The following is a 26,794-nucleotide window of genomic DNA, read 5'->3' on the forward strand; positions in this document are numbered from 1 at the left end:
TGCAATCCCGTTAGCAGCGGAGGAAATCCACTTCGACTCCTGCGGAACTAGTGGCCTAAGTGAGACCCCGCAGGAGCGAAGCGACGAGGAGGCTCACTAGCCCCCCGCGGAAAGCGAAGTGGATTTCCGGAGCGGTGCTAGCACTCTCCAAGTTACGACGCATTTTAGTTCAAATATGAAATAAAAAAACCCTTATTTTTTCATCGCTTCTATTTGTTCCATGATTATTGCGACAAGAGGATGGTCTTTTTCTAACCCGGAAACAGTCTCTAGAACCCCGGTATATCCTTTTTCCTTCACCATTTGTTGCAGTTTTACTGCTTCTTCATCTGCTTCATTTGAGTAAAGTAATGCGGCAGCAATCGTTTTTGCGAGATTTTCCGGTGCTTTACCAAGCGTATCCATATACAATTTTGCTGGACGAATTAAGCGATCATTTGCACCTAATTTTCTTAACGGACCGCGCCCAACTCGGGTAACCTCATCTGATATATATGGGTTTAAAAAGCGCTTTATAATTTTGTTTATATAAGCTTCATGTGCTTGTTGATCGAAGCCGTATTGATGAATTAATATTTCACCTGACTCCTTTAGTGCTGCTTTCACAGTATCCTGTACGCTGGTGTCTTCCATTGCTTCTGTAATTGTAGCAAGCCCTTTATACATACCAATGTATGCCGCTACTGCATGCCCTGTATTTACGGTGAAAAGTTTTCTTTCGATGTAAGGTGTTAAATCACTAACGTAAGTAATTCCTTTAACATCTGGCTTTTCACCCTTCATTGCCGTTTCTTCTACAACCCACTCATAGTAGGGCTCGACAGAAACCATTAGCATATCCTCATTTGACTGATTAGGCACAATCCGGTCTACGGCTGCATTAGGAAAACCATAAAGTCGGTTAAAAGTTTCTCTCTGTTCACTAGGTATTTTTTCTAGCACTTTTTCCTGCAATAACGCACTACCACCAATCATATTTTCACATGCGATAACATTTACAGGATCTTTGTTCAGTTCGATTCGTTTTTGCAAGCCTTTAGCAATTAAATCAGCAATGATTGGCAATATGTTTGGTCCAACTGCCGTCGTTATTAAATCAGCTTTTCCGATAGCTTCAATCACCTTTTCTGGATCGGTCATACTGTTAATACCTGATACATTTTTAACAACAAGCTCTTCCTTTTGTTCATCCGCTAATACAACCCGGTATTGTTGTTTATCATTTAGTGCATCAATGACTTTTTCATTTACATCTACAAATGTTGTGTGAAAATCTGATTGATACAACAACGCACCGATAAACCCTCTTCCAATGTTACCGGCGCCAAAGTGTACGGCTAACATATTAGTTCACCTCATTGAATAATTGAATAATTTCATCCTTTGTTTTTGCTTGAACGATTTTTTCAATGTTTTCTTCTTCTGAACAAACGAGTGCGATTTTTGATAGGATTTCTAAATGTTCGTTTCCTTTTCCAGCTATCCCAATCAAAATTTTAACTATATTACCGTTGCCAAAGTCTACTCCTTCTGGAACAGTAACTACCGATAATCCAGTTTCCTTAACGGCATTTTTGGCATCCTCGGTACCATGGGGAATTGCTACATTATTACCAATAAAAGTTGACGTTACTTGTTCTCTTTCAAGCATCTTCTCTACATAAGAGTTCTCCACATATCCGTTGTCTACTAAGATGGCACCCGTATAACGAATTGCCTCCTCTTTATCAGTTAGTGTTGCATTTAAATGAATGTTTTCTTTTGTTAAGATTTCTTTTGCCACTATTGTACACTCCTTATTTAAGCTTTTCGTTAATAAATTCATTCAGACGTGTTGATAAAAATTGATTTATTTGTTGTTCATTTTTCGATTGAAAAATGGACGTACTTTTCTCATCCTTTATGATTAAACCACTTATATGGCTCAATACTTCCATTCCTTCGTTAGAAAGTTCCAATGGCGCTAACATGAATAACAGGTTTTCTACTTGTGTATCTTTTCCATCCATACCTTGCAGTTCTATTGGGTGCTTCAGTGCATAAATGGTAAAGCTCGCTTTTTTAATTTGGTCACTTCTTGTGTGAAAAAGTGCTAATGATGTACCCGGAATTGCAAATCCTCCAAGTTGCTCCCTGTTGATCAATTGCGTGAATACCGTTTCTTTATTAGCAATCACTTGTTGGTTTTCCAATTGCAAACATGCCTGTCGTAGCACATTATCTTTGGGCAGTTTTTGCTCCACTATATTTACTTTTAGCCCTGTCAAGATGTCTACTATAACCTTGGAATAATTTTGCATATATTGCATGCGTTCGAGCACATTACCTTTACCATCCACTTTGTTTTTTTCATACTTAGTTTTTTCTAACTTACTATTTATCATAAGTTTTCTAATATGTTGATTAATTTGATGTACTTCTTGTTTCGTTAACATAGGAGATACTAAAATATAATTTTGATTTACGTCTTGTAATGGAATCGTTGAGATAACAATGTCATAATCTTCTGTGTTCAAGGCATCGAGCTCGAATAACGATCGATTATCCACCTTATGGATCTCTGGAATGTGTTGTATCAGACGACTAGCTAACATTTTCGACGTGCCTATACCACTTGAACAAAGTACTAAGGCATTCAGTTCGGTACCTTTTTCCACATGCAAAATTGCTGCAGCAAAATGCAATGCTAAATATCCAATCTCCTCATTCGGAAATTTTATTTCTGGAAAAACAGACTGAATCCCCTCACTGATCACTTCAAACAATTGTTGATAATCTTGCTCTATTTCCTTTAACAAAGGATTCTTGATTTTCATTTCTTGTTTTAACCGATACATTGTTGGCTTTAAGTGCGCTACTAAATCATTTAATAACTGTGCATTTTCCGACAAATCTTCATTCAGTTCTACACTAACATATTGGATCAGTTCTCTTGCCTTATAAGCAAGATCTAGTACTGATTCTTCTAGCAAATAGTCATGATCATACCTTAGTTTTGAACCCATTAAATGCATAGTAATATAGCCGACTTCATCTTCTGGTATGTGAATAGCTAATACTTCTTCTAATTCCTTGATCATTTCATGCGCAAGTTTAAATTCCTCCGTATGACGTAATTCCTTCATATAAGTTGGGTCGAATTTTATGTTTTCCCCTTGTTGCAGGCGTTCCATCGCTAATGCAAGATGAACAACCAGTCCAATATATGCACTGTCCGCAAGCTCATATGGTAGTTTTTCACGCATCCGATTCACGCATTTCTCAAGTGTAACTAATTTATTATGATCAACTAAACCAAGTAATCGGTTGGAAATGGTATCAAATTGCTGCTTTGCTTTGTTCTGAATGTTTTCTTTTAATAACGTTATAAAGTCATATTCATCGATGTGTTGAGAAATTAAGTAACTTAAAGCAGAGCGCTTATTTTCTTCTTTCCCTTCTACTTTTACACCATAACCTCTTTTTCTAATAAGTGTTAGTTTGTATTCATCCATTAGTCCACTAATCTTATCAAGATCATTGCTAACAGTTGCAATCGTTACATTTAATTCACTTGCTAGCGTAAACAGTTTAATTGGTTCATTTGTATCTAATAATGCAGAAAAAATAAACGCTTGTCGTTCCTCGGGTGTATAGTCTGTATGTTTTACATTTCCTAGAATTAATTCGAGCTTTTCTTTTGCCTCATCTGTTCCTTCCAAATGAATACCGATACCTGACTTTTTATTTAGCGTTAGCTGAATTGGATGAATGATTTGCTCTACACTTTTTAAATCACGGTGTATCGTTCGTCCACTAACATCTAATTGCTCAGCAAGCTCATTAATCGTGACATGGGTTTGCTGCATTAATAAAATTTCTAATATTTTTCGTTCTCTCCCGGAAATATACAGTTACTTCACCCCCTAGCCTATCTTACATGACAAGAGTTAAAAGTAGAAACTTTAGTCAATTTCAACCTACTACTGAAGCAATCAAGAAATTAACTTACGTATTCACTCATTTTAAAACTTGTCAGCGCACACGAACAATGAATTCTTCTTGCATTTTCGTCAAAGCTAATGTTGACATTATTTTATTACACATCTAGTAATCTATACTAAAAACCCTCATGACAGACAAGTCCGTTCACGAGGGTCTTTTACATTTAATTATTTTTCAGTTGATTCACAAGTTCTTCATATTTTGGACTATTTAAGAAATTTTCAACTGATACATGTTGCGCTCCTGGAAGCTTCTGTTTTGCACGATCTGTTAAGTCTTTGTGCGTCACAACAATATCTGCATCTTGTGGTATTTGATTTATCGCCGTATTAGTAACGTCAATATCAATACCGGCTTTCTTAAATTTATCACGTAACAGTGATGCACCCATTGCACTAGAGCCCATACCAGCGTCACATGCGAATACAACTTTGTCAACTTGTTCTGCCGTTACAACTTGTTCAGTAGTCGTTTTATTTAACGTACCCGAAACAGAGCTCTTTTTGCCTTTCATATCTTCCATTTTACCAGCAGCAGCTGATATATCTTCTTCACCTTTGTCTTTACTCAATTTCAAAATAAGTGAAGCGATAAAGAATGATACGGCTGTTGCTATGATTACACCAAGAATTACTCCTACAAAGTTCCCTTTTTGCGTTAACGCGAGGAGTGCGATAATACTACCTGGTGAAGGTGTAGCTGGAAGCCCTGCATTAAATATGCTAAATGTTAGAACTCCGCTGGCACCACCACCGATTGCTGCTAAAATAAGTGTTGGTTTCATTAGAATGTATGGGAAGTAAATTTCGTGAATCCCACCGATAAAATGAATTGGTATAGCACCATAGGAAGAAGCTTTTGATGCACCTTTACCAAAAAATGCAAATGCTAACAAAATCCCTAAACCTGGTCCTGGATTTGTTTCCAGCAAGAACAAAATTGAACTTCCTTCTTCTGCTACTTGTTGGACACCTAACGGACTTAGAATGCCGTGATTAATTACATTATTTAAAAATAGTACTTTTGCCGGTTCAATAAAGACACTGGCTAAAGGTAATAGACCAGCATTAACAATAAATTCTACACCTGCACCTAACGCTTCGTTTAATCCCTCCACAACAGGTCCAATTACCTTGAAAGCTACACCCGCTAAGAATGCTCCCAAAATACCTGCTGAGAAGTTATTGTAAAGCATTTCAAAACCAGATCTAATTTTTGGTAACAACCATTGGTCAATTTTTTTAATTAAAAACCCGCCAAGTGGCCCCATAAGCATTGCACCTAAAAACATTGGGATACCCGTACCTACGATTACACCCATCGTTGCTGTAGCACCGACTACACCACCACGGAAATCATAAACCATACGACCACCAGTAAAACCAATCAGTAGTGGTAAAAGGTATTTAATCATTGGGTCAACCATTGTTGCTAACTCTTCATTAGGTATCCAACCCTTTGGAATAAATAATGCAGTAATTAAACCCCATGCGATAAAAGCTGCTATATTCGGCATAATCATGCCGCTAAGATAACTACCAAAGCGTTGAATCTTTGAGCGTAATCCTGTTTGTGCCATTCAAATTTCCCCTTTCGAATAAATGAATAAAATATATAGATATCATACTTACATAGTAAAGCGTTTACAGTATGTATTCAATTCATTCTAATAAGGCTTTTGTCAATGGCAATGTTGACATAATTAAATAATGTGCTTGACAAGCTTTATTTTAGATTACTAAGTGGTAACAAGTTTAACTGGCAATCCACTAATTGCAGACTCATATGCCGCACGTGTAACCTGTTGTGTTAAAAAAGCATCTTCATAATCGGATAGAATTCTTGAACGATCACCAGTCGTAATCGCATGGATAAATGCTTTACTTTCTTCAAGATATGGATCTAACGCATCATGATGCATCGTTCGTTCTTGTCCCCGCGTTATCTCTAGCTGATCAACGCGCCAATCCGCTATATTTTTATCGGTATAACAAGTAAGACCAACTCTTCCCGTCGAGTCTGGCAGTATACAAGTATTGGAGATAGTTGCTACAACACCACTCACCATTTTCATTGTAACGCTCCCAACATCCGCAACAGTTACTTCAGAATCATTCTCCGCCATTACTCTATTGCCGAAATAAGCATATACCTCATCAACTTCTCCTGCTACAAATCTCAAAATATCCACTATGTGCGTTGTTTGTTCATTAAATTGTCCACCGGAAAGCTCCTGCTTTTTCCACCAGTATACACCTGGCATACTCCCCATCCATTCACCTGTGACCATTCCAAGCTTGTGCGTTGTTAACAGTTGTTTTAGCTGTTGTACTGATTCGCGATATCTAAAATGATATCCAACAGACGTTACTAACGATTTCTCTTTGATTTTATCCATGATTTCTGATGGAATCTTTGCATCTACACCTAACGGCTTTTCAACGAAAAATGGAATACCTCGTTCAATTAATGCTAGCTCCACTGGCCCGTGCGCCATTGGGGGTGTACAAATATATACGGCATCTAATTCAACCTGATCGAGCATATCATTAATCTGATCAAAGCCTTTCGCACCTTTAAATTCCTCGGCCATTGAATCCGCTTTTTGTTTACTCGTACCACATATGGCCGCTATGCTTACGTCTTCTATTTCCATTAATTTATGAGCATGCATCGTACTAAAACCACCTGTTCCAACCATTCCAATTTTAATAGACATGATTTGCCTCCTTCAATTCTCATTATTTATATATTCTCTTTACGAATGATAATACCTTGTTTTTTAATCGTAATAACTAGACAAGTTGTTAGGCTCTACTTATACTCGAATACAACAACATTTGTTTATAAGGAGGAATTAATCATTGACTGGATTACATTTTGAAGATATTTTAACGTTACAAAAATCATTGGAATTAGGGGAAATTACATCAAAACAACTAACCACATTTTTCTTGGAGCGTATTGCCAAGTATGATAAAACTGGTCCTAAGATCAACTCGATTCTTGAGTTAAATCCAGAAGCCTTACATATCGCAGAAGCACTAGATAAAGAAAGAACAGCATCTGGTCCACGAGGTCCTTTGCACGGTATACCAATCATAGTCAAGGATAACATTGATACTGCTGATAAAATGCATACAAGCGCTGGTTCACTTGCACTTGCGAATAATTATGCAAGTACAGATTCCTTTGTGGCAAAAAAACTCCGAGAAGCTGGCGCGATTATCCTAGGAAAAGCAAATATGACAGAGTGGGCCAATTTTATGACCGAGGGGATGCCAAATGGATATAGTTCAAGAGGTGGACAAGTTTTAAACCCTTATAATCCAGGTGAACTAGACGTTGGTGGATCTAGCTCTGGTTCAGCCGCAAGCATAGCTACCGGGTTAGCTGTTGCTGCCATTGGCACAGAGACAAGTGGATCAATCCTAAGTCCTGCCAGCAGTAACTCATTAGTCGGTATTAAGCCAACAGTCGGACTAATCAGTCGTTCAGGGATTGTTCCAATCTCGAATAGTCAGGACACTGCAGGCCCAATTGCAAAAACAGTAACAGATGCAGCTATTGTGCTTGGCGCCCTTACCGGTATCGATGCAAATGACCCTGCAACAGCAATGAGTGAAGCAAGTGCGCAAAAAGATTATACGAAGCACTTAACTACTAAAGGTCTCCACGGCAAAAAAATTGGTGTTGTACGAGATTACTTTTCTGAGATTGATGAAGCAGAAGTGACTATTTTTGAAGCTGCTTTAAAGGAACTAGAGGCGGAAGGTGCAACGATAGTTGAGCATATCGACTATGCATCAGAAGTGACAGATATTGAGGTTATGATTCACGAATTCAAAAGTACATTGAATGCCTATTTGGCACCTTTATCTGCTCAGGTTCCTGTTCATTCCTTAAGTGAAGTTATTTTGTTTAACGAAGCACATAAAGATGTAACACTTAAATACGGGCAAACGTTATTAAGCGCTTCGGAAAAAACATCGGGCACCTTAACAGAAGCCGCCTATATTAATGCGCGTTTAAATGATTTAAAAATTTCACAATCAGAAGGCATTGATCAGGCTATCAAGCAATATGACCTTGATGCACTTGTATTCATTAATAACTACGGTGCGGGCATTCCTGCTAAAGCGGGATATCCGTCCATCACTGTACCAGCAGGCTATACCGAGCAAGGCAAACCAGTTGGTATTACATGGACAGGTTTAGCATTTAGTGAAGCTAAGCTGATTGAGATGGCCTATGCATATGAACAAGTGACCAAGCATAGACGTGCTCCACAATTGGATTAACAAAGAATCGTATTGCGCGATATATCCTAGTATGCGTCGTAACTTGGAGAGTGGTTAACCCGCTCCGGAAATCCACTTCGCTTTCCGCGGGGGGCTAGTGAGCCTCCTCGCGCTTTCGCGCTGTGGGGTCTCACTTACGCCACTATTCCCGCAGGAGTCGAAGTGGATTTCCTCCGCTGACTTAGGATCTTCTGCTTTTAACGCATTTCCTCCATTAGAAAACCTATGCAGTGGAGGCAGAATACTTCGACTCCTGCGGGAACAAAGAGCAATGACGAGACCCCGCAGAACGCAGTTCGAGGAGGCTCGTCGCTCCCCGCGGAAAGCGAAGTATTCTGACGGAACGGTGTCAAAGCACGCGCCTTTATTATTAAGTTACGACGGAGTTTACTTCAACTATAAAGTTTAAAAAACAACAAAAAAGACAACTCTCAAAAACAGGTTAGAAGGTTTCCCTTCTACTACCTATTACTGACAGTTGTCTTTACTTCCCTTCACTATATCGAGCTGTATTAACCAATCATATTTTTTATCTCTGTTTTAATATGATTAATGCCCTACTTGTGAAAACTTTGAAATCCGAATTTCCCTCAAGAATCTTTAGCAAGCCAATTATCTATTTTTTATGATATCCCCTAGATTTCTCTTTATCTACTATTGCGCTTGACTAAATTATGATTCTTGTAATCGATGACTATGATTAGATGCTAGATAACGTTAATCAGAACATCGTTAAATCTTTGTCACAGCTACAGGCACATTGGTACATGTATCCCGAAGTAATTCGAACCTCCTTTACTAACTAAATTGACCTCCCAAAAATAGAAAATGTATCTCTTTTATGTATCATTTTCTGAGTTCAATATAGCATAGCAACGGAAGGACTTCGCTTGTTTTGTAAGATAATCTAACGCACTTTTTAAATTTTTCCCATTTCTTAACAACCAAAACCTTTAATGCTGTTTAGCCGCTACCGGTCTAATCTCTTTTCCATACGGTAAAATATGATAAAGTGTAAAGCAAATCGTACCGACCAATGCCGAACAACCGATAATAAAGTAAAGCTTAGAACCACCCAATGTATCAATTAAAGCTCCACCTAACAATGAACCTATAATTCCTGACACTCCAAAAAATACGGCAGTAAACATCATATGACCTGTTGATTGCAATTGTTTAGGTATGAGGCGAGTTACATAATCAAAGGCAGCTAAATATAACACACCGAATGTCACACCGTGCAGTACCTGAAATCCGACAATCCATGCAGGGTCAGCTACTAATGAATAAATGAACCAACGCAAACTGTACAAAAATCCTGCCACAATAATGAAAATTAACGGATGAAATTTTCTAAACCATTTTCCCGCAAAGGCAAATACAAGTGTTTCACTTGTTACAGCGATAAACCACGACATGCCGATAAGACCTTCACCACCACCAAGTCTTTCCAGGTAAATACTCATATAGCTATCATTAAGACGGTGTGTAATCGTAATAAACATAAGTAGCGCCAAAAAAATTAGCAGGGCACGGTTATTAAGTAAGGGCTTGATGTCAGATAATTTAATTTTGACTTTTGAACTTGACTTAACATCCTTTAATTGCAAGGAAATAATCAATGCCACTATTCCAAAAAACAAATACGGTATAAGAACATATTGTATTCCGATCACTGAAAAAAGTGCACCAGCGAGTAAGGATGATATAGCAAAACCCGCTGAACCCCACATTCGAATACCACCAAATGATATGTTTAAATCATGCGCACGGCGCTGCGCTAAACTGTCACCTAGTGCCCCAACTGGTGAAGAAAAGAAGAAAAATATCGCTCCCACAACTAAAAACATGAGCAATGAATCCATCTGGAAAAAGATCGTACTTACGATAATTAGACCCATTAAGGAAGTGAACAACGCCCACTTTACTGTCTGGTACTTGTCACTCATATATCCCCATAACGGTTGAGAAAAAATTGCTGCAAATGGTCCAATTGCTAGCACCCAACCAATTTCCGTTCCTTCTAAGCCTTTATATTGTAAAAATAGCGGTAAAAAACTAACGATAATCGTATTTGCTGCATGAAAATTAAATAACAGCATCTTTAATGGTAATACGGAGTCTTGTTGGTGCACTATAGCCATCTCCTTAACACGTAAACCCTTTTGCAAAAATAGGGACATCCGTTTCTTGATAGTTCTACTATCATAGCATAAATATGTTCATGAGTGCACTTTAGTTTTGTCTTACTATCAGTTCAAATGCGGACGATCTGCCTAGCCAGTTTGCTCCTTTTTAAACAATTGTTTCTCTCTCCATTTCCCATAACGGAAATATAGAAAAGCAAATACACTTGATATTACAAAACTAATGCCCATGCCCAGCGCAATACCCTTTTCTCCAAATAATTCAGAGCATAGATAAGTTAATGGATAACGCAGTAGCCAAAAAGAAATTAGATTTAATATTAACACCTGATACATAGCACCAGATGCACGTACAATTCCATTTAAGACAAAGTTAATACCTAAAAACGGGTAGAAGAAGGCAATGATTGTTAGAAATTGTGCACCAAACCTTACTGACGCCTCATCTTGAATAAATAAGCGAATGCCGTACTCAGCAAACAAGACAATCAGCAACGCGAATATAAGCATAATTACAAGATTATAAACTACACCATAGACAGATATTTTTTTGACTCGATCCCATTTATTTACACCAATATTTTGCCCAGCCATACTATTTACCGCTGTACCTAATGCGTGTGCCGGCAGCATGAATAAACTGTCTAGCCGCTGCGCTGCACTAAATCCTGCTACAACACCCTCGCCGTGTGCATTTACAACGCTTAAAATTGCCGCACTACCGGCAGAGATTACCGACATTTGCAGTCCTGATGGAATGCCTAAATGAAGTATTAAGGAAACCTCTTCCCTTTTTGGAATAGTAGGAACCGAGAATGGGGCTAATTTATGTTTCAATACATAAACAATCCCTACAACAAACGCCGTACCTTGTGAAATAACTGTAGCGTAAGCGGCTCCGTTTATGCCTAAATTAAGGACAGAAATAAAGATTGGATCTAATACAATGTTCAGAATAACCGCTAACAAGACAAAGCGCATTGGAGTTCGACTGTCTCCAAGCGCCCTAAGAACTGTTCCGATAAAATTGTAGCCTAGCAGAAATAAGATACCGATTGCGTTGATCTGCAAATAGGTTTTAGCGTCATTAATCATCAAATCTGGAGTATTTAAAAGTTTTAATATCGGCTCTGCAGCTAGAAATCCAACCACACCTAACACAATTGCCATCCCCGCTAGTGTGACAACAAATGCATTCAAATAGTTTGCTAGTCCGTTCTCATTTCCTTTGGACTTTTGCTGAGATAAGACGGTAAGTGTTGTATTATTTATACCAATTATGAACGACAGCATTGTAAAAATAACCGTACTAGATATCGCTACACTTCCTAATGCATTTGCCCCTAACAAGTTACCTACCCATAAACTGTCCGCGAATTGGTAGGAGACTTGCAGTAAGTTAGTAAGCATAATTGGTGTAGAAAATAAGAATAATTGCTTCACAATACTTCCCGTTGTAAAATCATGTTGCTTTTTCATTCAGAACCGCTTCCTTTCCGTATAGCATGCAACATTTTATCATGTCTTACTACTCGAAAGCATTGATCATGACTTGCTCTTTGTTTATTGTTTAGATAATAGCCGGGATATGGTTGGCTTACCATCCCACCGTACCTCACTTGTTGCTTGCCGCTCTTTTACCGCATCTTCCTCCAATAGTAAAAAGAAGTTTTTCGTAGGCAGATGACCGAGGTTATGCTTTTCGCAGAGTCGATCTAAATAAGTACGCATCACAGATAATTGACTAGATTGATTGTCCCCAGTGTCGGAGAAAGCATATAACACACTAGCGACAGGCACTCGTTTCACTTGAAACTTGTCCGCTACACGGAGGAAAAAGTCCCAATCCCAATAATTTCGCATTGCTGGGTCAAATCCACCGAGTTGCTCGTAGGTTTGCTTACGAAATAATGATCCTGATGGAACATATGTAGAAAATTTTCTCATCGCTTCAAGATCATACGTATAAGCAAACAAAAACCGACTTTTCGCATGTCTCGTATTTTTTATACTTTGATAATTAACAATTTCGACATCTGTGTAAACTAGGTCATATCCCTTACTTTCCTCCACCATTTGTTCAATATGAAAAGGCAATAGCAAATCATCATCATCAATTAACATGATCCAGTCCGCACGCGCATGTGTAACGCCTATATTTCTCGCTTGCACATGATGTATATTATTTTCTTGATTGATGATCTTTATTTTCAATTCCTTATACAACATTAGCAATTCATCCACCGGTTCACCCGCATCATTAACGATAATCACTTCAAATGATTGATACGATTGTCTACTTAACGATTCTAGTAGTTCAGCAAGGGCATACAATCGGTTATAAGTAGGAATAACAACAGAAACAATTATATCGGACACAGATTTCACTCCTTTAGGCACGGATTCTTTCAATAAATGAGAGCTGCCTTTACGGCAACTCCTTGCAGAAAATGATGCTATTGCTTTTTTTGTATTGCTTCATAATAAGTGTCAAACTGGCGCGCCATTTCCACATCTAAATCTGTTAAGCCCTTTGCCTGCCAGGATGAGATCTTAACAGTTATCCGTTTATAATCTATCGAAATAAATGGGTGGTGATTCATGTCCTCTGAGTAATTAGCAATACTCTGCACAAAATCGATTCCCGTTAGATATTCTTTAAATCGGTATTTTCTTTCGATCCATTTCTCATCCACACGTTCCCAATCCGTAAGTTCCTGTAAAGCAGCTTCTATTTGTTCTTCCGTTAACCTTTCCACAACAAATCCCTCTCTTCGTAAAGTTTGTTACTTTTCATTATTTGAAGGAACTCCGTCGTAACGTAGTGCTCGTGATTTCCGCTCCAGGCAGTCGCTTTCCGCGGGCACGGCTTCAGCTAACTCAGAAGCAAAGAGCGCTTCTGAGTGGATCTTCAGCTCGCGCTTTTCCCGCTGGAGTCGACTGCCTGGAGCTACAATCACCCAATATAAAGAGCTATCCCGTTAGCAGCGGAGGAAATCCACTTCGACTCCTGAGGCCCGGCAAGGGTCATGCAGGCGTTGTCCGACAAGGACGGGTTTAGCCTGTAGTCCTTAAGAAACGGCCTAAGTGAGACCCCGCAGGAGCGAAGCGACGAGGAGGCTCACTAGCCCCCCGCGGAAAGCGAAGTGGATTTCCGGAGCGGTGCTAGCACTCTCCAAGTTACGACGCATACTAGCTATTTACACATTAACAACACTCTTTCAGAAAACAACCTATCCTAAAGATCTTTCTATCTATTATAAAGTAATCAACTACACAAGAAAAAATTTACGCACATCTAGTAATAAAGCCCTTACATTTCGGTAAGACTAGTAATACATTATTGAATAAAATTTTTTACGTAAATTTGTAAAGGCTTACACCTACTACCGAAAGGAGCTGAAAATCATGACTATCTTGCGTGAAGCAGTGGAAAGGCAACGACAATACATGATTAACAAGATCATAACAGAAGGTATCGCGATGAACGATGATGTGCTTTTACATGACAAGACGATCACAGAACTAGTTAACGAGTACGAACAGTCTCAAGTATTGAATCAATAGGACATGCGAAAGGCAGCCCTTTTTATGAGCTGCCTCGACTAACTATTTATCCTAGCCTATCTTGTAGGCGGAAGCATACAACTTTAGGATCTGTCATTGTCTCGATCGCCGTTTTTACCCCTTCACGACCAAGACCAGATCCTTTTACACCACCAAAAGGCATCGCATCAATTCGATAATCACTGCTATCATTAATCATCACGCCACCGACATGCAAGTGCTTAATGGTATAAAATGCTTTGTCGATATCAGAAGTAAAGATACCCGCTTGCAAGCCGTAATTGGTATTATTAGCATAGCGAATTGCTTCTGTTAAACTATCTACCGGATGGATGATTACTACCGGGCCAAATATCTCTTCTTGTGCAATTTTTGCCACCTGAGAAACATTCGTTAATACGGTTGGTTGGTAGAAGGCTCCATCTCTTCTGCCACCAACTTGAATCGAAGCTCCTTCTGCTACAGCTTCATTTACCCAGGATTCTACACGCGCTGCTTCCGATTCATTGATCATCGGACCAACATCTGTGAGCTCATCCCGCTTGAATCCTAAACGAAGCTCTTTCGTCCGCTCTGAAAAAGATTGAAGGAAATCATCGTATACATCTTGTTCCACATAAATGCGCTGTACACCGATACAGTTTTGACCTGCTGCTGCAAATGCACCAGATACACATGCCTGCACAGCATCTTGGACATTAGCATCATTCAGCACAATTACAGGTGAGTTGGAACCTAGCTCCATGTTCAACTTCTTAATCCCTGCTTGCTCAGCAATCCGTTCACCTGCATGTAATCCACCAGTAAAGCTGACCATTTTCACTGAAGGGTGTGTGATTAAGGTTTCTCCAATTTCTCTTCCTGATCCAGTAATAACAGAAAGATAACCTGCTGGCAGTTCAGCTTGTGAAAAAGCTTCCGCTAATAATAGCGCACTTAATGGTGTATCAGACGCTGGCTTAACAACAACCGCATTACCTGCTGCTATTGCTGGACCGACTTTATGCGCTACTAAATTTAACGGGTCATTGAATGGTGTGATTGCACCTACAACTCCGATTGGAAAGCGGTATTGGTAACCAACCCGATTTTCACTGCCTTCATTTTGGTCAAAATTGATCGTCTCGCCATTTAACCTTCTCGCTTCTTCTGCACTAATTTCAATCGTTTGAATAGAACGTTCCACTTCACTACGTGATTCATTGATTGTTTTACTACCCTCTGAAGCTATCGTTGTTGCAAATAATTCTTTGTGTTTTTTCATATAAGATGCTGCCTGGTGAAGTACTCGCATCCGTTCATGTGTTGGAAATTCACGATTTTCAAAAGCTTGCTCCGCCAACCCTATTGCCTCGGTCATATCTTCCTTCGAAGCAAGTGGAACCTTAGCTAACAATTGGTTATCCTCTGGATTAAACACATCAAATGTCTGATTGGCATCCGTCCATTTACCACCGATGAACATTTTCTTTATCTCAACTTGTATTTGCATGATCGACCCTCCTTACACATTGGTTAACACATGCTGTCTTTTAAAATCGATTAAATCAATTAATAGCGAATAGCCAGTTTCTACTAACCCTGCACCCGCACCTGTGAGCATAATCGGTCCAGCAAGATCACATTGATACAAAATTGCATTCGTTGGACCAGTTACATTTGCAAGTGGATTTTCGTTATCCAATAACTCCGGCTTTACTGATGCTTTGACTTGGCCATCCTCTTTTTTTATCCGGGCTATCAGTCGCCATTTTTGATTATTTTCTAATGCTTCTTGCACCTGACTATTTGTCATGTCAGAAATACCTTTACAATAAATATCTTCTGCAGCAATTGGTGTATCCATCAAATACGTTGATAAAATTGCTGCTTTATATCTTGCATCATAGCCTTCCACATCACTCGTTGGATCTGCTTCGGCATACCCTAATTTTTGTGCTTTTTCTAACGAATCTTGATAAGTTTTCCCTTTTTCCATTTCTGTTAATATATAATTGGTCGTACCGTTTAGAATTCCTGATATCTCGGTTATTTCATTACCGGCGAGTGTTGTGACTGGCATCCGCAATGCCGGTGTTCCACTCATCACTGTTCCTTCAAAGCCCCAGTAAGCTCCGTTCTGTTCTGCTAAATCTGCTAACTCCTTATAAGCTAATGCAACCGGGCCTTTGTTTGTGGTAATAACACTTTTTCTATTTTTAAAAGCAGTTCGGCAATGATCTATTGCAGGCTGACCCGTTTTCACATCGGTAAAAGTAACCTCGACAATCATATCCGCATTCGAATTTTCGATTGTTTCTATACTACTCCAACCTTTTTGAATGCCAGCTTTGTCCGGATAATTTTCAACATTACCTGTATTTTTTACTACATCTAACAAGCTGTTCATATCAAGGCCATCCGGGTGATAAACCGAACCTTTCATTATATCTGACACCGCAACAACAACTGGGTCTAACCCTTGTTTTTCTTTAAGTTCTTTCTGCTTATCAATGAAAAGCTGTACAAGTGACTGCCCGACGCCTCCAAATCCTATAAAAGCAACTTTTGTTTGCAATTCATTCACCTCCAAAATTGGCCGTTCTTTAATAAACGATGGGTGGATGATGTTAATAACGCTACACCAATTGGTAAAGCTTCCTCATTAATTTGAAAATCAGAAGTATGCAAGTGTTTGACTGAGTCATCCATGCCGCAGCCAAGGAAAAACATCGCTGCAGGTATTTTTTCAGTTATATGTCCGAAATCCTCTCCACCCATACCAAACGGTGCTTCGTAAATCGGCATACGCGAATACGTAGCTAACGCTGTCTCTTTAACCATCTCTGTTATAACAGGATCGTTATAGAGTGCAGGCTCACCTCGTTCAATATCTAGATAATACGTGCCTCCAAAGGCTTCCGCTATTTTAGCTACGCCTTCTAATTCATTGATGAGCAATTCTCTCACTTCGGTTGTATAGGATCTGATCGTTCCGTTAATTTGAACATTTTCCGGGATTACATTACTTGTATTCCCGCTATGAAGTTCACCTACACTTATCGTACCAACATCCAAAGGATTGATTTTTCTACTAATTAAACCGTAGATTGCTTGCAGGACATGACTTGCCATCCAAATTGGATCCGTGCCTTGATAAGGATAACCACCATGACTTCCTGTACCTTGAATATCTAATGTAAAATTATCAATATTCGCCATACTCGGCCCTTTATTGATTTGTAATTCTCCTGCTTTTCTCCATGGGCACATATGCAAGGCAATCGCAGCTTCCAGGTCATCTATCGCTCCTGATTGTAGCATGTATGGTGCACCTGTTAATCCATGATCATCGGTATTCTCTTCTGCCGGTTGAAATATTAACTTGATCGTCCCTTGAATTAAACCAGCTTTATAATCTTCCGCCAGTAAGGTTGCCGCTCCAAGCAGCATAGCAGTATGGGCATCATGCCCACATGCATGCATTACTCCCTTGTTTACGGATGCATAATCCAAACCGGTTTGTTCTTCTATCGGAAGTGCATCCATATCAGCACGGACGCCAATTACTGGTCCGCTTCCACTCGAAAGTGTTGCGACAATACCATAGCCAGCAATCCCGGTTTTAATATTATAAACTTCCAACGACTCTAAAACTTGTTGCACGAAGGCACTCGTTTCCTCTTCTTGAAAGCTTAGCTCCGGGTATTTGTGAATGTGACGACGCCAGGAAACTAATTGATCATATAATGCTTTAGACCGCATCTCCATGCTCGTTTTTTCAACTTGCAAGGGATCACCTCCCTTTAGTTACTTACCAAGATACTTTTTGGAAGTGAATGAAACGCCTGTTCTAAATCTTGAATTAAATCATCAATGTCTTCAATACCTGCTGAATAACGAATCAAACCTTCTGGAATACCCATTGCCGCTCTTTCTTCCGGTGTACACTCAACGTGACTCGTTGTTCTTGAAGGACCGACAACCGTTTCAACTGAGCCTAAGTTCGCCGCTCGGTTCGCATATTTTAGTTTTGGTAGTAAATGGCGTACCGTTTCCACTCCACCTTTAACGGAAAAGCTTAACATACCACCAAAGTTACTCATTTGTTTCTTCGCAATATCATGCCCTGTGTGACCTTCAAGCCCTGGATAAAAAACATCTTCTACAACATCTACTGTTTGCAGGTAACGAGCAACAGCCATCGCATTATCACATTGTTTATCCACACGAAGCTTTAATGTCTTCATGCCGCGTAGTAATAAATAGGCAGCCATTGGATCTAATGTCGCGCCATTAATTTCACGATAATGATAGATTTGTTCTACAAGTTCCTTCGACCCACACACCGAACCACCTAAAGCATCCGCATGCCCGCCAAGAAATTTAGTTGCACTATGAATGACTAGATCAGCACCAAGTGCTAGTGGCTGTTGGTTCACTGGTGTAGCAAAAGTGTTATCTACAATAACCGTTGCACCAACTGCTTTTCCCGCCTTAGCCATACGCTCTAAATCGGTAATTTTCACCGTTGGGTTTGTTGGTGTCTCAAGATATAGCACTTTACACCCTTTCGCTACTTCTTTTTCAATTGCTTCATGATCGCCAGTGTCACATAGCTCTACTTCTACTTGTTGCTTTGGTAAAAACTCTGTAAAAATTTTGTTCGTTCCGCCGTACGTATCTTTAATGGAAACAACACGATCACCTGGGTAAAGTAATGTTCCTAATGTATTACTAATCGCTGCCATGCCTGTAGCAAAGCTCGTTGCAGCTTCTGCATTTTCTAAGATTCTTATTTTTTCTTCAAACGCTTGAACAGTTGGATTCGTATTCCGACCGTAAATGTGTCCAGGCTTTTTACCGATCGCAACATCGTACCACTCATCCATATCCTCGTACCCAAAAGATACACTGTGAACGACAGGTACTTGTGTTGCTCCAAATGCGAGTGAATCTTTTTCTCCTGCCCAAATGGCGCGTGTTGCAAATTTTGACTCTTCCATAACCATCCTCCTCTATTCGTGTGCATGTAATTGATATTCATTACTTAACTTATTTTTCCACCATGTTGATTAATCGAAAAAGGATCTTTTACGATTAATTCTCTTGGGTAATTCGTAAACGTTTTACAACCTTCTTCCGTTACACGGAATGTTTCACTAATTTCAATACCGTGATCATCAAACCATAGAGCAGGAATTAGGTGAAATGTCATGTTCGGTTGTAAGACTGTTGGGTCTCCCATACGAATACTTGCCGTATGCTCTCCCCAATCAGGTGGATAATTTAATCCAACCGAATAACCGAGACGGGCTTCTTTTTCGTAGCCATGTTTCTTAATACTTTGTCTCCAAATATTTTCTATGTCACCACATGTCATACCCGGCTGTACATTAGATAGCACTTCGTTAATACCTTCTACGACAACATGTTCAATATCTTGTAATTGCTGCGTTGGCTTTCCAATCGACACGGTCCTTGCTAAAGGTACATGGTAACGCTTATAGCAACCCGCTAACTCAACAGTCACTGCTTCGCCTTCCTTATACCTTCTTTCCGACCAAGTAATGTGGGGAGCTGATGTGTTTTCCCCGGAAGGTAATAAAGGTACAATCGCAGGATAATCACCACCATGTTCTTCTGTTCCTGTGATCATCTGATAATATATATTAGCAGCAACATCACATTCTCGATTGCCAGCACGAATGCTATCCACACCTTTATACATCGCTTGCTCGGCAATCTTTGCTGCATATCCCATGTATTCGAGTTCTTGTTCTGATTTAATCATGCGCACATAATTGACCAGTAAATCGCCGTCTTTAAACGTTGCATTTGGCAGATTACTTTGCAATCGTTGAAATGCTTTCGCTGTAAAATAATAACTATCCATTTCTACACCGATATAACGATTACCCTGACCAATCTGCCTGAGGATTTCCGCTACAAAGTCCATCGGGTGGTATACACTTGAATGAACATAATAATCCGGGTAGGCAATAATATTGTCTTCATATATCCACGTAGTAGCCTTTGCGCCGTTAGCATCCATATAGCGTCCGATCCATATTGGCTGTGGTTCATCGATGATAATAATGAGCATCTGGTGCACATAAAATGACCATCCATCATAACCAGTCAAATAATTCATATTTGCAGGATCTGTCACCAACAATACTTCTATCCCACTTTCAGCCATCCGCTGTTTTGTCTTTCTTAAACGATTTTGATATTCAATCATATCAAACGGTAGCATCGGATCTCCTCCTCCCTTAATAAAACTAAATAGTTAAACATCTTATTACACTCATCATATTAAAGTTGCATCATTTTCGTAATGTTCAAACTGTATGAACTTTAGTAAATTTCTGTTATACAACTTTTTCACAGTTCTGCTTTTGTTAAACTATGAATTTAATTGGATCTGGAAATGCGGTTAAAATGTTAGATTGGGAGAGTTGGGTGTTTTGGGGGGTGCAGGGAAGAAATCGTGGAAATGCCGAGGGGTGAACTTTTATGAAGCAACTTAGTAAGGGCGGCGGTAGTTGAGGGGACACAGCAGCGCTTATTTCGCCTAGATATCAAGTTTTGATGATTTGCCGGACACCACAGCCCTTATTAACTAATAAATAGCCACTGTGATAACAATATCGCTGAATTAAGCGCGCTGGTGTCCCCACAATACTTATAATACCTCTTTTGTCACAAATAAGAGCACTGATGACCGCACAAGAATTGCCTTCGATCTTTTAGTGTCCGTTGTAAATGTTTGCACTGCCTAACCCATCGCATGATATCTACATGAATCCACCAAAAAGACACCTAGATTAATAGGTGCCTATTACGAATATCAATTCATTTTTTTAAGCATCCACAGCCTTACACTGAGCTCTAATAAAAATAGATCATCAGAATCAACCAACGACAATTGGGTCAACGACTCGATATTACGCAAGCGATGGAGCAACGATTGTCGATGCAAATTTAACGCTCTTGCCGCTTGGCTTACGTTTCCTTTATATTTGTTATACACAAGAAATGTATACAACAAATCAGTCTGCCTTTTATTATCATAATCCAAAACCGGTTGAATCGTATCCTTTACGATTTCTGCTATCTCCTCATCGTGTGACAAGGCCATTAATAATCGGTTGATTTTTGTATCACTAAACGATGTTCTTTCGCCAGGACCGTGTTGCTTCATCCCTATATCCAAAGCTGATTCTGCCTCTTCAAAGCTTTTATAAAAAGCAAAATGTCCATCTTTATGAATGGCAATTCCCCATGACAAGATAATCTCTGTTACTAGCTCGCTTAAGCGCCGCTCGATAATATCTAAAAATTGGTTGGCAGTCTCCATATACGGATGATTGTCTGCCTCTAAATAGATAATAACTTTGCCATCATCAAACGTTGTCATTGTTCTCCTGTCTAACACATTTCCGGCATAGGTGATTTCTTTTTGAATATAATAATTCATGCTTTGCAGAGAGGAATTAACAGGATTATCATTTTGATTACGTTTCGTACTTTGCTTTAAATGAATGTAGCCAACAATGCAAATATATGGCCTCATCAGATCATATCCAAGTAGTTCTGCTTTTGATATAACTTGACCAGTAACTTCTCCATGATTTTTTGCCAAGTTTAATACAAAGTTATCTTTCAGCCTTATTTCCGTTAGTTCAACTGCATCTTCCTTCACAAAGTAAAGCGCAAATGCTGTCAGCGCATGCTCTAAAACGTTCATGACAAACCATGTTAAGTGGTCTCTATTCTTTGGTTGAAATAATAAATATCCTTGTGCTTTATGATTATTTAAGATCGGAAGTTGGAAGCATACTTGCTGCTCTACTACGTATTCCTCAAGATGATGATAGATAGGATGTTCACTTAATGGAATGTCTGAAGAGGGTATTTGTTGGATTTCGCCTTTTTGTTCCCCACAAAATACACCTAGTAAATGAAGATCAAAGTGCTGGTTTGCTCGGACTTGACGCTGCCCATTCGTAACTGCCACCGGCATCTTTGTGTGGTTATATAGCGCGTCAGTAATATCCAATAATTCTTTATTTTGCAGGACACAATTAATCAGTTCCTGTCTCACTGTTTCCGCTAATTGACGTTCTTCTTGCTTATCCTCCGAAATCTCGCGCATGATAGAATGAATAATATCACCAAACCGTATTTCCCAAGGAATATCAATGATAATAAATTCATGAAGCGCTGCTAATTGTAAAACCCGATCTGGGATATCGAATATATACCTTCCTGTTGCAAACGCTAATACAGATGCACCAGATTGGATCACATCTTTTACAAACTCCTCTATCAAAACGGGATCATCTTCACAGCCAATACCTGTACTCAATACAAATTCATTTTTTCGCACAAAATTTTCAACTGGTACTTCAATGACAGATATCCATTCTATTGATTTCTCATGCAGAAGCTGTTTTCCAGTTTTGACTTTTGAAGTTTCCATTACAGGTAATTTAATCACATCTTCTACGGTTATACCCATAAGTCTTCACCTCAAATCAGTCTTGATGGAACAATCACAATAAAGCCGTACCTTCCATCATAAAATCAAAATAATTACCGATATGAGAATATAAGCCTAATTTCATTTAAACGAATATTCTGTTATTTTAATTGTCTCACGTGCTTCATAATATTTCAATAGAATAATATTTTAATCCTTTTGTACACCAAACCTTGCGTTTATTTCACCTCGCATTAACTCTCTGCGGATTTTGCGTTCATCTTGCGTACGCTTTTTCTTCAACATTTCTTGTCTTATTTCAAATGTTTGTACGCCTTCTTCCCGCTTATTCGCAATCTCAATTAACTGTTCAACATCTGCAAAAGAGTACTTTCGATTACCTTTCGGAGATCTTTCAGGGAAAATTAATTTCCTTTCTTCATAATAACGAATTTGTCTTTCTGTTAACCCTGTAAGCTCGCTAACTACACCGATTGTTATAACCTTTCTTTCCTTATATGAATATTTATTAGTCATGTTTCTCACCACCACAGTTTTAATGTTTTAAACATATTCATATTATTCATTATACATGTAGTACTGCTAACAAAGTATGATTGTGTAAGAAAACCTAACAACAATTATCTGACATAATGAAAAATAGTTTGTTAATAATCCTAACATAAGAGATGCAATTATTCGGATGTTTTTTTACAATAAGGCTATCGAGAAAGGAGCGGACACCATATGGGTCATTTACGCACGGCCGTAGAAAGACAAAGAAACCTTCTTATTCGTAGATTAATTCAATCCGGGGCTACAGACTACTCAGATGCTGAATTATATAACAAAACAATTACTGAATTAGTAGAAGAGTATCAAAAGATTCAGGCTAATGATATAGAGAAAGAAAACATGGAAGTTGGATGAATGGCTTAGAAGGGAGCTATTATAGTGGAACAAGTCTTAGATAAAGAGGCATTTGAATTGGCCAAGAAAATAGTCGAGTTAGACGTGGAGCGTGATCAAATCTGGGAAAACTTAGCCGCACGCGCAGGTGACAAGGCATTTGAATTGTTGAGGTATGTGCAAAATAGTTATTAACTAATAATGAAGTAGTCATTATTCTGATTTCCAACTTTAACCACCTATAGTCGGATTAGATCGTCTTCGAACTATATAAGAGTGCAGATAGCTGTATAAGATAATTATGCAATTAACTGGAAGGTTCACTTTTTCTTTATTATAGAAGAATGTGAACCTTTTTGCTTGCTATGTAAGGTTACCCACAGTCATTTTGGCGGAGTTAAGTCAGGTAACAATGGAGCTGCAAGAAATAAAACCACTGACCTCCACCCTGTCAATATAGCGTTCTCCCAGCTGAGGAAATTCCTCTTGCCATAACCATGCATACACACCCTTTTAAAAGAATAGGATAAACAAATCCGTCTTCTAGAGAGTGTGGTGAATTAGCATGGACCTACCAAGCATTTTGGCTGGCCCAATTGTTAGAAGAGTAACACCAAGTCAAGCCTGCATTTGGATTGCAACTAGTGAAAACTTTCAGCTAGACGCATTGTTGTACGAAATTATAACAGATCCAGATCAGCGAACCGACTACACACCAGTAGCTATACATACCGAATCAGAAACAGTCAGTTTTGGAAAAAAGTTATACATTCATTTAATTCATGTAACCCCAACATCAACCTATCTTCCTACTAATACTTTGCTCGGTTACAATCTATTATTCAGGCAAGAAGCTAATGTGTTAGATTTGCAAAGCTTTGGACTCTTATCCCCACAAAATCCACATGCAATCGTTTATGACAATTTAAAATACCCAACCTTTTTTATTAATACACTAGAAAATACGAATCTAATTTATAGTTCCTGCCGTAAGTTGCACGGCAAAGGGGAGGATGCGCTAGCTAGTGCAGACCTTATACTTCGTGACAATGCCAGGAATTTAGGAAAGCGGCCTAGTTCCTTGTTTTTTATGGGTGACCAAATTTATGCAGATGATGCCCCTGATCCGGTGATTCGATTTCTATCTGCCTTAGGTGACGAACTTATTGGGAGCGAGGAACCTTTACATGAAGTCGATGATAGATTACAACTATCTACCTTTCAAGAAGCATTACAAAAAATCCATGGACGACAATATATCATGGAACAGCTTGCTGCCTTCACTTCCACTCATGCCCATAACCACGTAATCACATTTGGTGAGTATGCTGCTTTATATGTGTTGTCATGGAGTCCAGAGCTTTGGGAGTTAGCCGAGGCTTATGGCGTGTTTGATATTCAACCGAACATGGAGGGTGACTATTATTTTGTTTATTCGAAGGGAGATAAGGAATACACAAAAGAAAAACAACAGCATATCGATCGTTACCAGGAACAACTTGAGGAATTGTATTCATTCAAGCAAACCGTTTCCTACATCCGCCGATTGATGGCTAACACGCCAACTTATATGATATTTGACGACCATGATATTACCGATGATTGGAACCTTACCCAAAACTGGAAAACTAGAGTAAATCAATCTAACTTAGGCCGGCATGTGATCGCCAACGGACTAACTGCCTATTGGGCATTTCAAGGCTGGGGTAATAATCCTAACGCATTCCCCTCGAGCTTTAAGCAGGCGATCGTTGAATATTTTCAGTCGTTATGTCCTAAATCATCATTCTATCAACGCTGGCTCGATTTGCTATGGGATTATGAAAATTGGCATTTCGTTGCACCGACCGTTCCAAAAGCTGTATTTATTGATACACGAACGATGCGTACTTACGATCCCTTACCGCGTCCAACCTCGATTGGTAGTATTATAGAAGAAAACCCGAAAAGCGCCCAGTTAATCAGCAAGCACGGATGGAAACAAATATCTGATAAATTACTAGCCAGCGGTTGGGAAAAGGGAAATAAGTTACTGATTGTTTCTGCAACTCCGTTATATGGGATTGGGCTAATCGAGTCTTTTTTAGATAAACTTATTTATCCGTTGCGCTCGTTCGGTCTCCCAATCGAGCAAATGATCGATTTTGAAGCATGGAAATATAACGGGGAAGGATTTAATCTATTTATCCAACAGATTGCCGAGTGGCAGCCTAGTTCTTGTTTAATTTTATCCGGCGATGTTCACTATGCGGCATCAGTAAAATCACATATCCAGTTTTCCAACAGCACGGAAATGAACTTATATCAGTTCACGAGTAGTCCGACTAATAATCAAAGCTTCTATGGATTATGGGGAGCGGTTATGAAAAGAATCATTGCTAACAATGCAAAAAGAAGAAAAAAACCAATTTACCGCTTTTGCGATGATGATTACCATTTATGTATAGAGGATTATTGTACATCATGTCCAGCGAGTTATAAATGGAAAGAAACGATCAGGTACCTAGCGGCAGATGATAGTGCAATTATACACATTGATAATAATGTGGGGCTACTGTCTTTAACTCCAGATTCAGCTCGTAATAGTTTGCTCCAATATTATGGTCTTTACAGCAACGAGAAACACTATACGAGAATTGATTTATAAATTATAAAGAATTAGCAATTATCTTTTTAAAAAAAAAGGGAACTTGGACTGTATCTTTCAAGTTCCTTTTATGTCTCACTTCTATTGAATTTGTAATAAAGTCTCATTATTTTTTATAAGGAAGTTCCTATTTTTCGAATGATAAACCCTCTTCTTCCAATGCAGCCCTTAGTTTAGGTAAAGAAGCTGGTCCCATTCCATGTAATTGCAGAACATCTTTTTCAGTAAGTTTAGATAGTTGTTTCAGACTTGTTATTCCATTGTTTTCTAACCCTCTTCTTGCTGGTGCTGATAGCCTTGAAAGGAAACCACTATCAGGCTTAAGTTCTTTCTCACAAGTCGGACAGCTTAGACAATCGCTACTTTTATAGAATTTATGTCCCTTTTCGCAAAATCTTAATGTTTTTGAAGTTGTCATTTGTACATAGCTCCCTTATTAAGGTGATTTTTGTTGATACACTTAGCGATTAATCTGCTATTTTTTTAAATCATTCACAACTGAGTCAATTTCATAATTACCTTATACAGCTATCTACATCCGCATATAGTTCGGAGGCGGTTTAATCCGACTATATGTGGATGTAGATAGTTAAAAATAAGTATTATGAAATTGACTAAACTATTATTTTAAACTTTAACATAGTTTTTCTATCAATTTTTGTTTTGTAAACTATTCGTAGGTTAAAACTTGAAAAAGCATATGTGATCGGTGTTACCTGGGCTTTATCTTAAATTGGCTTTGCATCTAAGCTTTGTAATATGGCAAAACAAA

At 38.8% G+C, this 26,794-nt stretch carries 22 protein-coding genes; 5 read left to right on the forward strand and 17 right to left on the reverse strand.

Annotated features, from left to right (window positions below):
- Positions 1-192 precede the first annotated feature (192 nt).
- From ACI6MV_RS22420 to ACI6MV_RS22440, 5 genes are all read right to left on the reverse strand, one after another.
- A complete protein-coding gene (locus ACI6MV_RS22420; RefSeq protein WP_407272565.1) occupies positions 193-1,344 on the reverse strand; it encodes a mannitol-1-phosphate 5-dehydrogenase in 1,152 nt (383 codons plus the stop codon).
- 1 nt (position 1,345) lies between these two features.
- Entirely contained in the window at positions 1,346-1,783 is a 438-nt protein-coding gene (locus ACI6MV_RS22425) for a PTS mannitol transporter subunit IIA (RefSeq protein ID WP_407272566.1), read from the reverse strand.
- A 13-nt stretch (positions 1,784-1,796) separates the two neighbouring features.
- Positions 1,797-3,893 (reverse strand): BglG family transcription antiterminator, encoded by a 2,097-nt coding sequence (locus ACI6MV_RS22430; protein ID WP_407272585.1) that lies wholly within the window; start codon positions 3,891-3,893, stop codon positions 1,797-1,799.
- Positions 3,894-4,147: 254 nt separating this feature from the next.
- A complete protein-coding gene (locus tag ACI6MV_RS22435; RefSeq protein ID WP_407272567.1) occupies positions 4,148-5,563 on the reverse strand; it encodes a PTS mannitol transporter subunit IIBC in 1,416 nt (471 codons plus the stop codon).
- 159 nt (positions 5,564-5,722) lie between these two features.
- A complete protein-coding gene (locus ACI6MV_RS22440; protein ID WP_407272568.1) occupies positions 5,723-6,703 on the reverse strand; it encodes a Gfo/Idh/MocA family protein in 981 nt (326 codons plus the stop codon).
- Positions 6,704-6,848: 145 nt separating this feature from the next.
- On the opposite strand from ACI6MV_RS22440, the gene ACI6MV_RS22445 reads away from it, so the two are divergent.
- Positions 6,849-8,285 (forward strand): amidase family protein, encoded by a 1,437-nt coding sequence (locus ACI6MV_RS22445; protein ID WP_407272569.1) that lies wholly within the window; start codon positions 6,849-6,851, stop codon positions 8,283-8,285.
- Positions 8,286-9,238: 953 nt separating this feature from the next.
- On the opposite strand, the gene ACI6MV_RS22450 is transcribed toward ACI6MV_RS22445, so the two are convergent.
- The 4 genes from ACI6MV_RS22450 to ACI6MV_RS22465 all read right to left on the reverse strand — a co-directional run bounded on the left by ACI6MV_RS22450 (position 9,239) and on the right by ACI6MV_RS22465 (position 13,191).
- The gene (locus ACI6MV_RS22450; protein ID WP_407272570.1) at positions 9,239-10,420 is read right to left on the reverse strand and encodes an MFS transporter; all 1,182 of its coding nucleotides are present in this window, start codon (positions 10,418-10,420) and stop codon (positions 9,239-9,241) included.
- Positions 10,421-10,561: 141 nt separating this feature from the next.
- Positions 10,562-11,911, reverse strand: coding sequence for an MATE family efflux transporter (locus ACI6MV_RS22455; RefSeq protein WP_407272571.1), 1,350 nt, complete (start codon positions 11,909-11,911; stop codon positions 10,562-10,564).
- Between the two features lie 84 nt (positions 11,912-11,995).
- Complete coding sequence (locus tag ACI6MV_RS22460) at positions 11,996-12,802, reverse strand: glycosyltransferase family 2 protein (protein ID WP_407272586.1); 807 nt, start codon at positions 12,800-12,802, stop codon at positions 11,996-11,998.
- An 86-nt stretch (positions 12,803-12,888) separates the two neighbouring features.
- Positions 12,889-13,191, reverse strand: coding sequence for a 4a-hydroxytetrahydrobiopterin dehydratase (locus tag ACI6MV_RS22465; protein ID WP_407272572.1), 303 nt, complete (start codon positions 13,189-13,191; stop codon positions 12,889-12,891).
- A gap of 649 nt (positions 13,192-13,840) precedes the next feature.
- Between ACI6MV_RS22465 and ACI6MV_RS22470 the strand changes: the two genes are divergently transcribed.
- Positions 13,841-13,999 (forward strand): hypothetical protein, encoded by a 159-nt coding sequence (locus ACI6MV_RS22470; protein ID WP_407272573.1) that lies wholly within the window; start codon positions 13,841-13,843, stop codon positions 13,997-13,999.
- A gap of 46 nt (positions 14,000-14,045) precedes the next feature.
- On the opposite strand, the gene ACI6MV_RS22475 is transcribed toward ACI6MV_RS22470, so the two are convergent.
- From ACI6MV_RS22475 to ACI6MV_RS22505, 7 genes are all read right to left on the reverse strand, one after another.
- Positions 14,046-15,491 carry an aldehyde dehydrogenase family protein gene (locus ACI6MV_RS22475; protein WP_407272574.1) on the reverse strand — a complete coding sequence of 482 codons (1,446 nt, stop codon included), beginning with the start codon at positions 15,489-15,491 and terminating at the stop codon, positions 14,046-14,048.
- A 12-nt stretch (positions 15,492-15,503) separates the two neighbouring features.
- A complete protein-coding gene (locus ACI6MV_RS22480; protein WP_407272575.1) occupies positions 15,504-16,556 on the reverse strand; it encodes a homoserine dehydrogenase in 1,053 nt (350 codons plus the stop codon).
- Between the two features lie 5 nt (positions 16,557-16,561).
- The gene (locus ACI6MV_RS22485; protein ID WP_407272576.1) at positions 16,562-17,770 is read right to left on the reverse strand and encodes a M20 metallopeptidase family protein; all 1,209 of its coding nucleotides are present in this window, start codon (positions 17,768-17,770) and stop codon (positions 16,562-16,564) included.
- Positions 17,771-17,784: 14 nt separating this feature from the next.
- Entirely contained in the window at positions 17,785-18,984 is a 1,200-nt protein-coding gene (locus tag ACI6MV_RS22490; protein ID WP_407272577.1) for a cystathionine gamma-synthase family protein, read from the reverse strand.
- Between the two features lie 44 nt (positions 18,985-19,028).
- Positions 19,029-20,237 (reverse strand): M24 family metallopeptidase, encoded by a 1,209-nt coding sequence (locus ACI6MV_RS22495; RefSeq protein ID WP_407272578.1) that lies wholly within the window; start codon positions 20,235-20,237, stop codon positions 19,029-19,031.
- Between the two features lie 594 nt (positions 20,238-20,831).
- Positions 20,832-22,505, reverse strand: a complete 1,674-nt coding sequence (locus ACI6MV_RS22500) for a PucR family transcriptional regulator (protein ID WP_407272579.1) — start codon at positions 22,503-22,505, stop codon at positions 20,832-20,834.
- Between the two features lie 171 nt (positions 22,506-22,676).
- Entirely contained in the window at positions 22,677-23,003 is a 327-nt protein-coding gene (locus ACI6MV_RS22505; RefSeq protein ID WP_407272580.1) for a MerR family transcriptional regulator, read from the reverse strand.
- A 210-nt stretch (positions 23,004-23,213) separates the two neighbouring features.
- On the opposite strand from ACI6MV_RS22505, the gene ACI6MV_RS22510 reads away from it, so the two are divergent.
- The 3 genes from ACI6MV_RS22510 to ACI6MV_RS22520 all read left to right on the forward strand — a co-directional run bounded on the left by ACI6MV_RS22510 (position 23,214) and on the right by ACI6MV_RS22520 (position 26,022).
- Positions 23,214-23,396: a Fur-regulated basic protein FbpA gene (locus ACI6MV_RS22510; protein WP_407272581.1), complete on the forward strand. Its 183-nt coding sequence runs from the start codon at positions 23,214-23,216 to the stop codon at positions 23,394-23,396.
- Between the two features lie 24 nt (positions 23,397-23,420).
- Positions 23,421-23,570 carry a hypothetical protein gene (locus ACI6MV_RS22515; RefSeq protein ID WP_407272582.1) on the forward strand — a complete coding sequence of 50 codons (150 nt, stop codon included), beginning with the start codon at positions 23,421-23,423 and terminating at the stop codon, positions 23,568-23,570.
- Positions 23,571-23,940: 370 nt separating this feature from the next.
- Positions 23,941-26,022 (forward strand): metallophosphoesterase family protein, encoded by a 2,082-nt coding sequence (locus ACI6MV_RS22520; protein ID WP_407272583.1) that lies wholly within the window; start codon positions 23,941-23,943, stop codon positions 26,020-26,022.
- 127 nt (positions 26,023-26,149) lie between these two features.
- Here ACI6MV_RS22520 and ACI6MV_RS22525 read toward each other — a convergent pair whose 3' ends face one another.
- Positions 26,150-26,440 (reverse strand): RNA polymerase alpha subunit C-terminal domain-containing protein, encoded by a 291-nt coding sequence (locus tag ACI6MV_RS22525; RefSeq protein WP_407272584.1) that lies wholly within the window; start codon positions 26,438-26,440, stop codon positions 26,150-26,152.
- Positions 26,441-26,794 lie beyond the last annotated feature (354 nt).

The organism is Radiobacillus sp. PE A8.2, from assembly GCF_045635475.1.
Classification (GTDB): Bacteria; Bacillota; Bacilli; order Bacillales; family Amphibacillaceae; genus JBJGXI01.

Excerpts from the sequence above, each read along its gene's own strand:
- ACI6MV_RS22420 (WP_407272565.1), bottom strand. The coding sequence starts at position 1,344 with ATGTTAGCCGTACACTTTGGCGCCGGTAACATTGGAAGAGGGTTTATC.
- ACI6MV_RS22435 (WP_407272567.1), bottom strand. The coding sequence starts at position 5,563 with ATGGCACAAACAGGATTACGCTCAAAGATTCAACGCTTTGGTAGTTAT.
- ACI6MV_RS22440 (WP_407272568.1), bottom strand. The coding sequence starts at position 6,703 with ATGTCTATTAAAATTGGAATGGTTGGAACAGGTGGTTTTAGTACGATG.
- ACI6MV_RS22455 (WP_407272571.1), bottom strand. The coding sequence starts at position 11,911 with ATGAAAAAGCAACATGATTTTACAACGGGAAGTATTGTGAAGCAATTA.
- ACI6MV_RS22470 (WP_407272573.1), top strand. The coding sequence starts at position 13,841 with ATGACTATCTTGCGTGAAGCAGTGGAAAGGCAACGACAATACATGATT.
- ACI6MV_RS22475 (WP_407272574.1), bottom strand. The coding sequence starts at position 15,491 with ATGCAAATACAAGTTGAGATAAAGAAAATGTTCATCGGTGGTAAATGG.
- ACI6MV_RS22490 (WP_407272577.1), bottom strand. The coding sequence starts at position 18,984 with ATGGAAGAGTCAAAATTTGCAACACGCGCCATTTGGGCAGGAGAAAAA.
- ACI6MV_RS22495 (WP_407272578.1), bottom strand. The coding sequence starts at position 20,237 with ATGCTACCGTTTGATATGATTGAATATCAAAATCGTTTAAGAAAGACA.
- ACI6MV_RS22500 (WP_407272579.1), bottom strand. The coding sequence starts at position 22,505 with ATGGGTATAACCGTAGAAGATGTGATTAAATTACCTGTAATGGAAACT.
- ACI6MV_RS22505 (WP_407272580.1), bottom strand. The coding sequence starts at position 23,003 with ATGACTAATAAATATTCATATAAGGAAAGAAAGGTTATAACAATCGGT.
- ACI6MV_RS22510 (WP_407272581.1), top strand. The coding sequence starts at position 23,214 with ATGGGTCATTTACGCACGGCCGTAGAAAGACAAAGAAACCTTCTTATT.
- ACI6MV_RS22520 (WP_407272583.1), top strand. The coding sequence starts at position 23,941 with ATGGACCTACCAAGCATTTTGGCTGGCCCAATTGTTAGAAGAGTAACA.
- ACI6MV_RS22525 (WP_407272584.1), bottom strand. The coding sequence starts at position 26,440 with ATGACAACTTCAAAAACATTAAGATTTTGCGAAAAGGGACATAAATTC.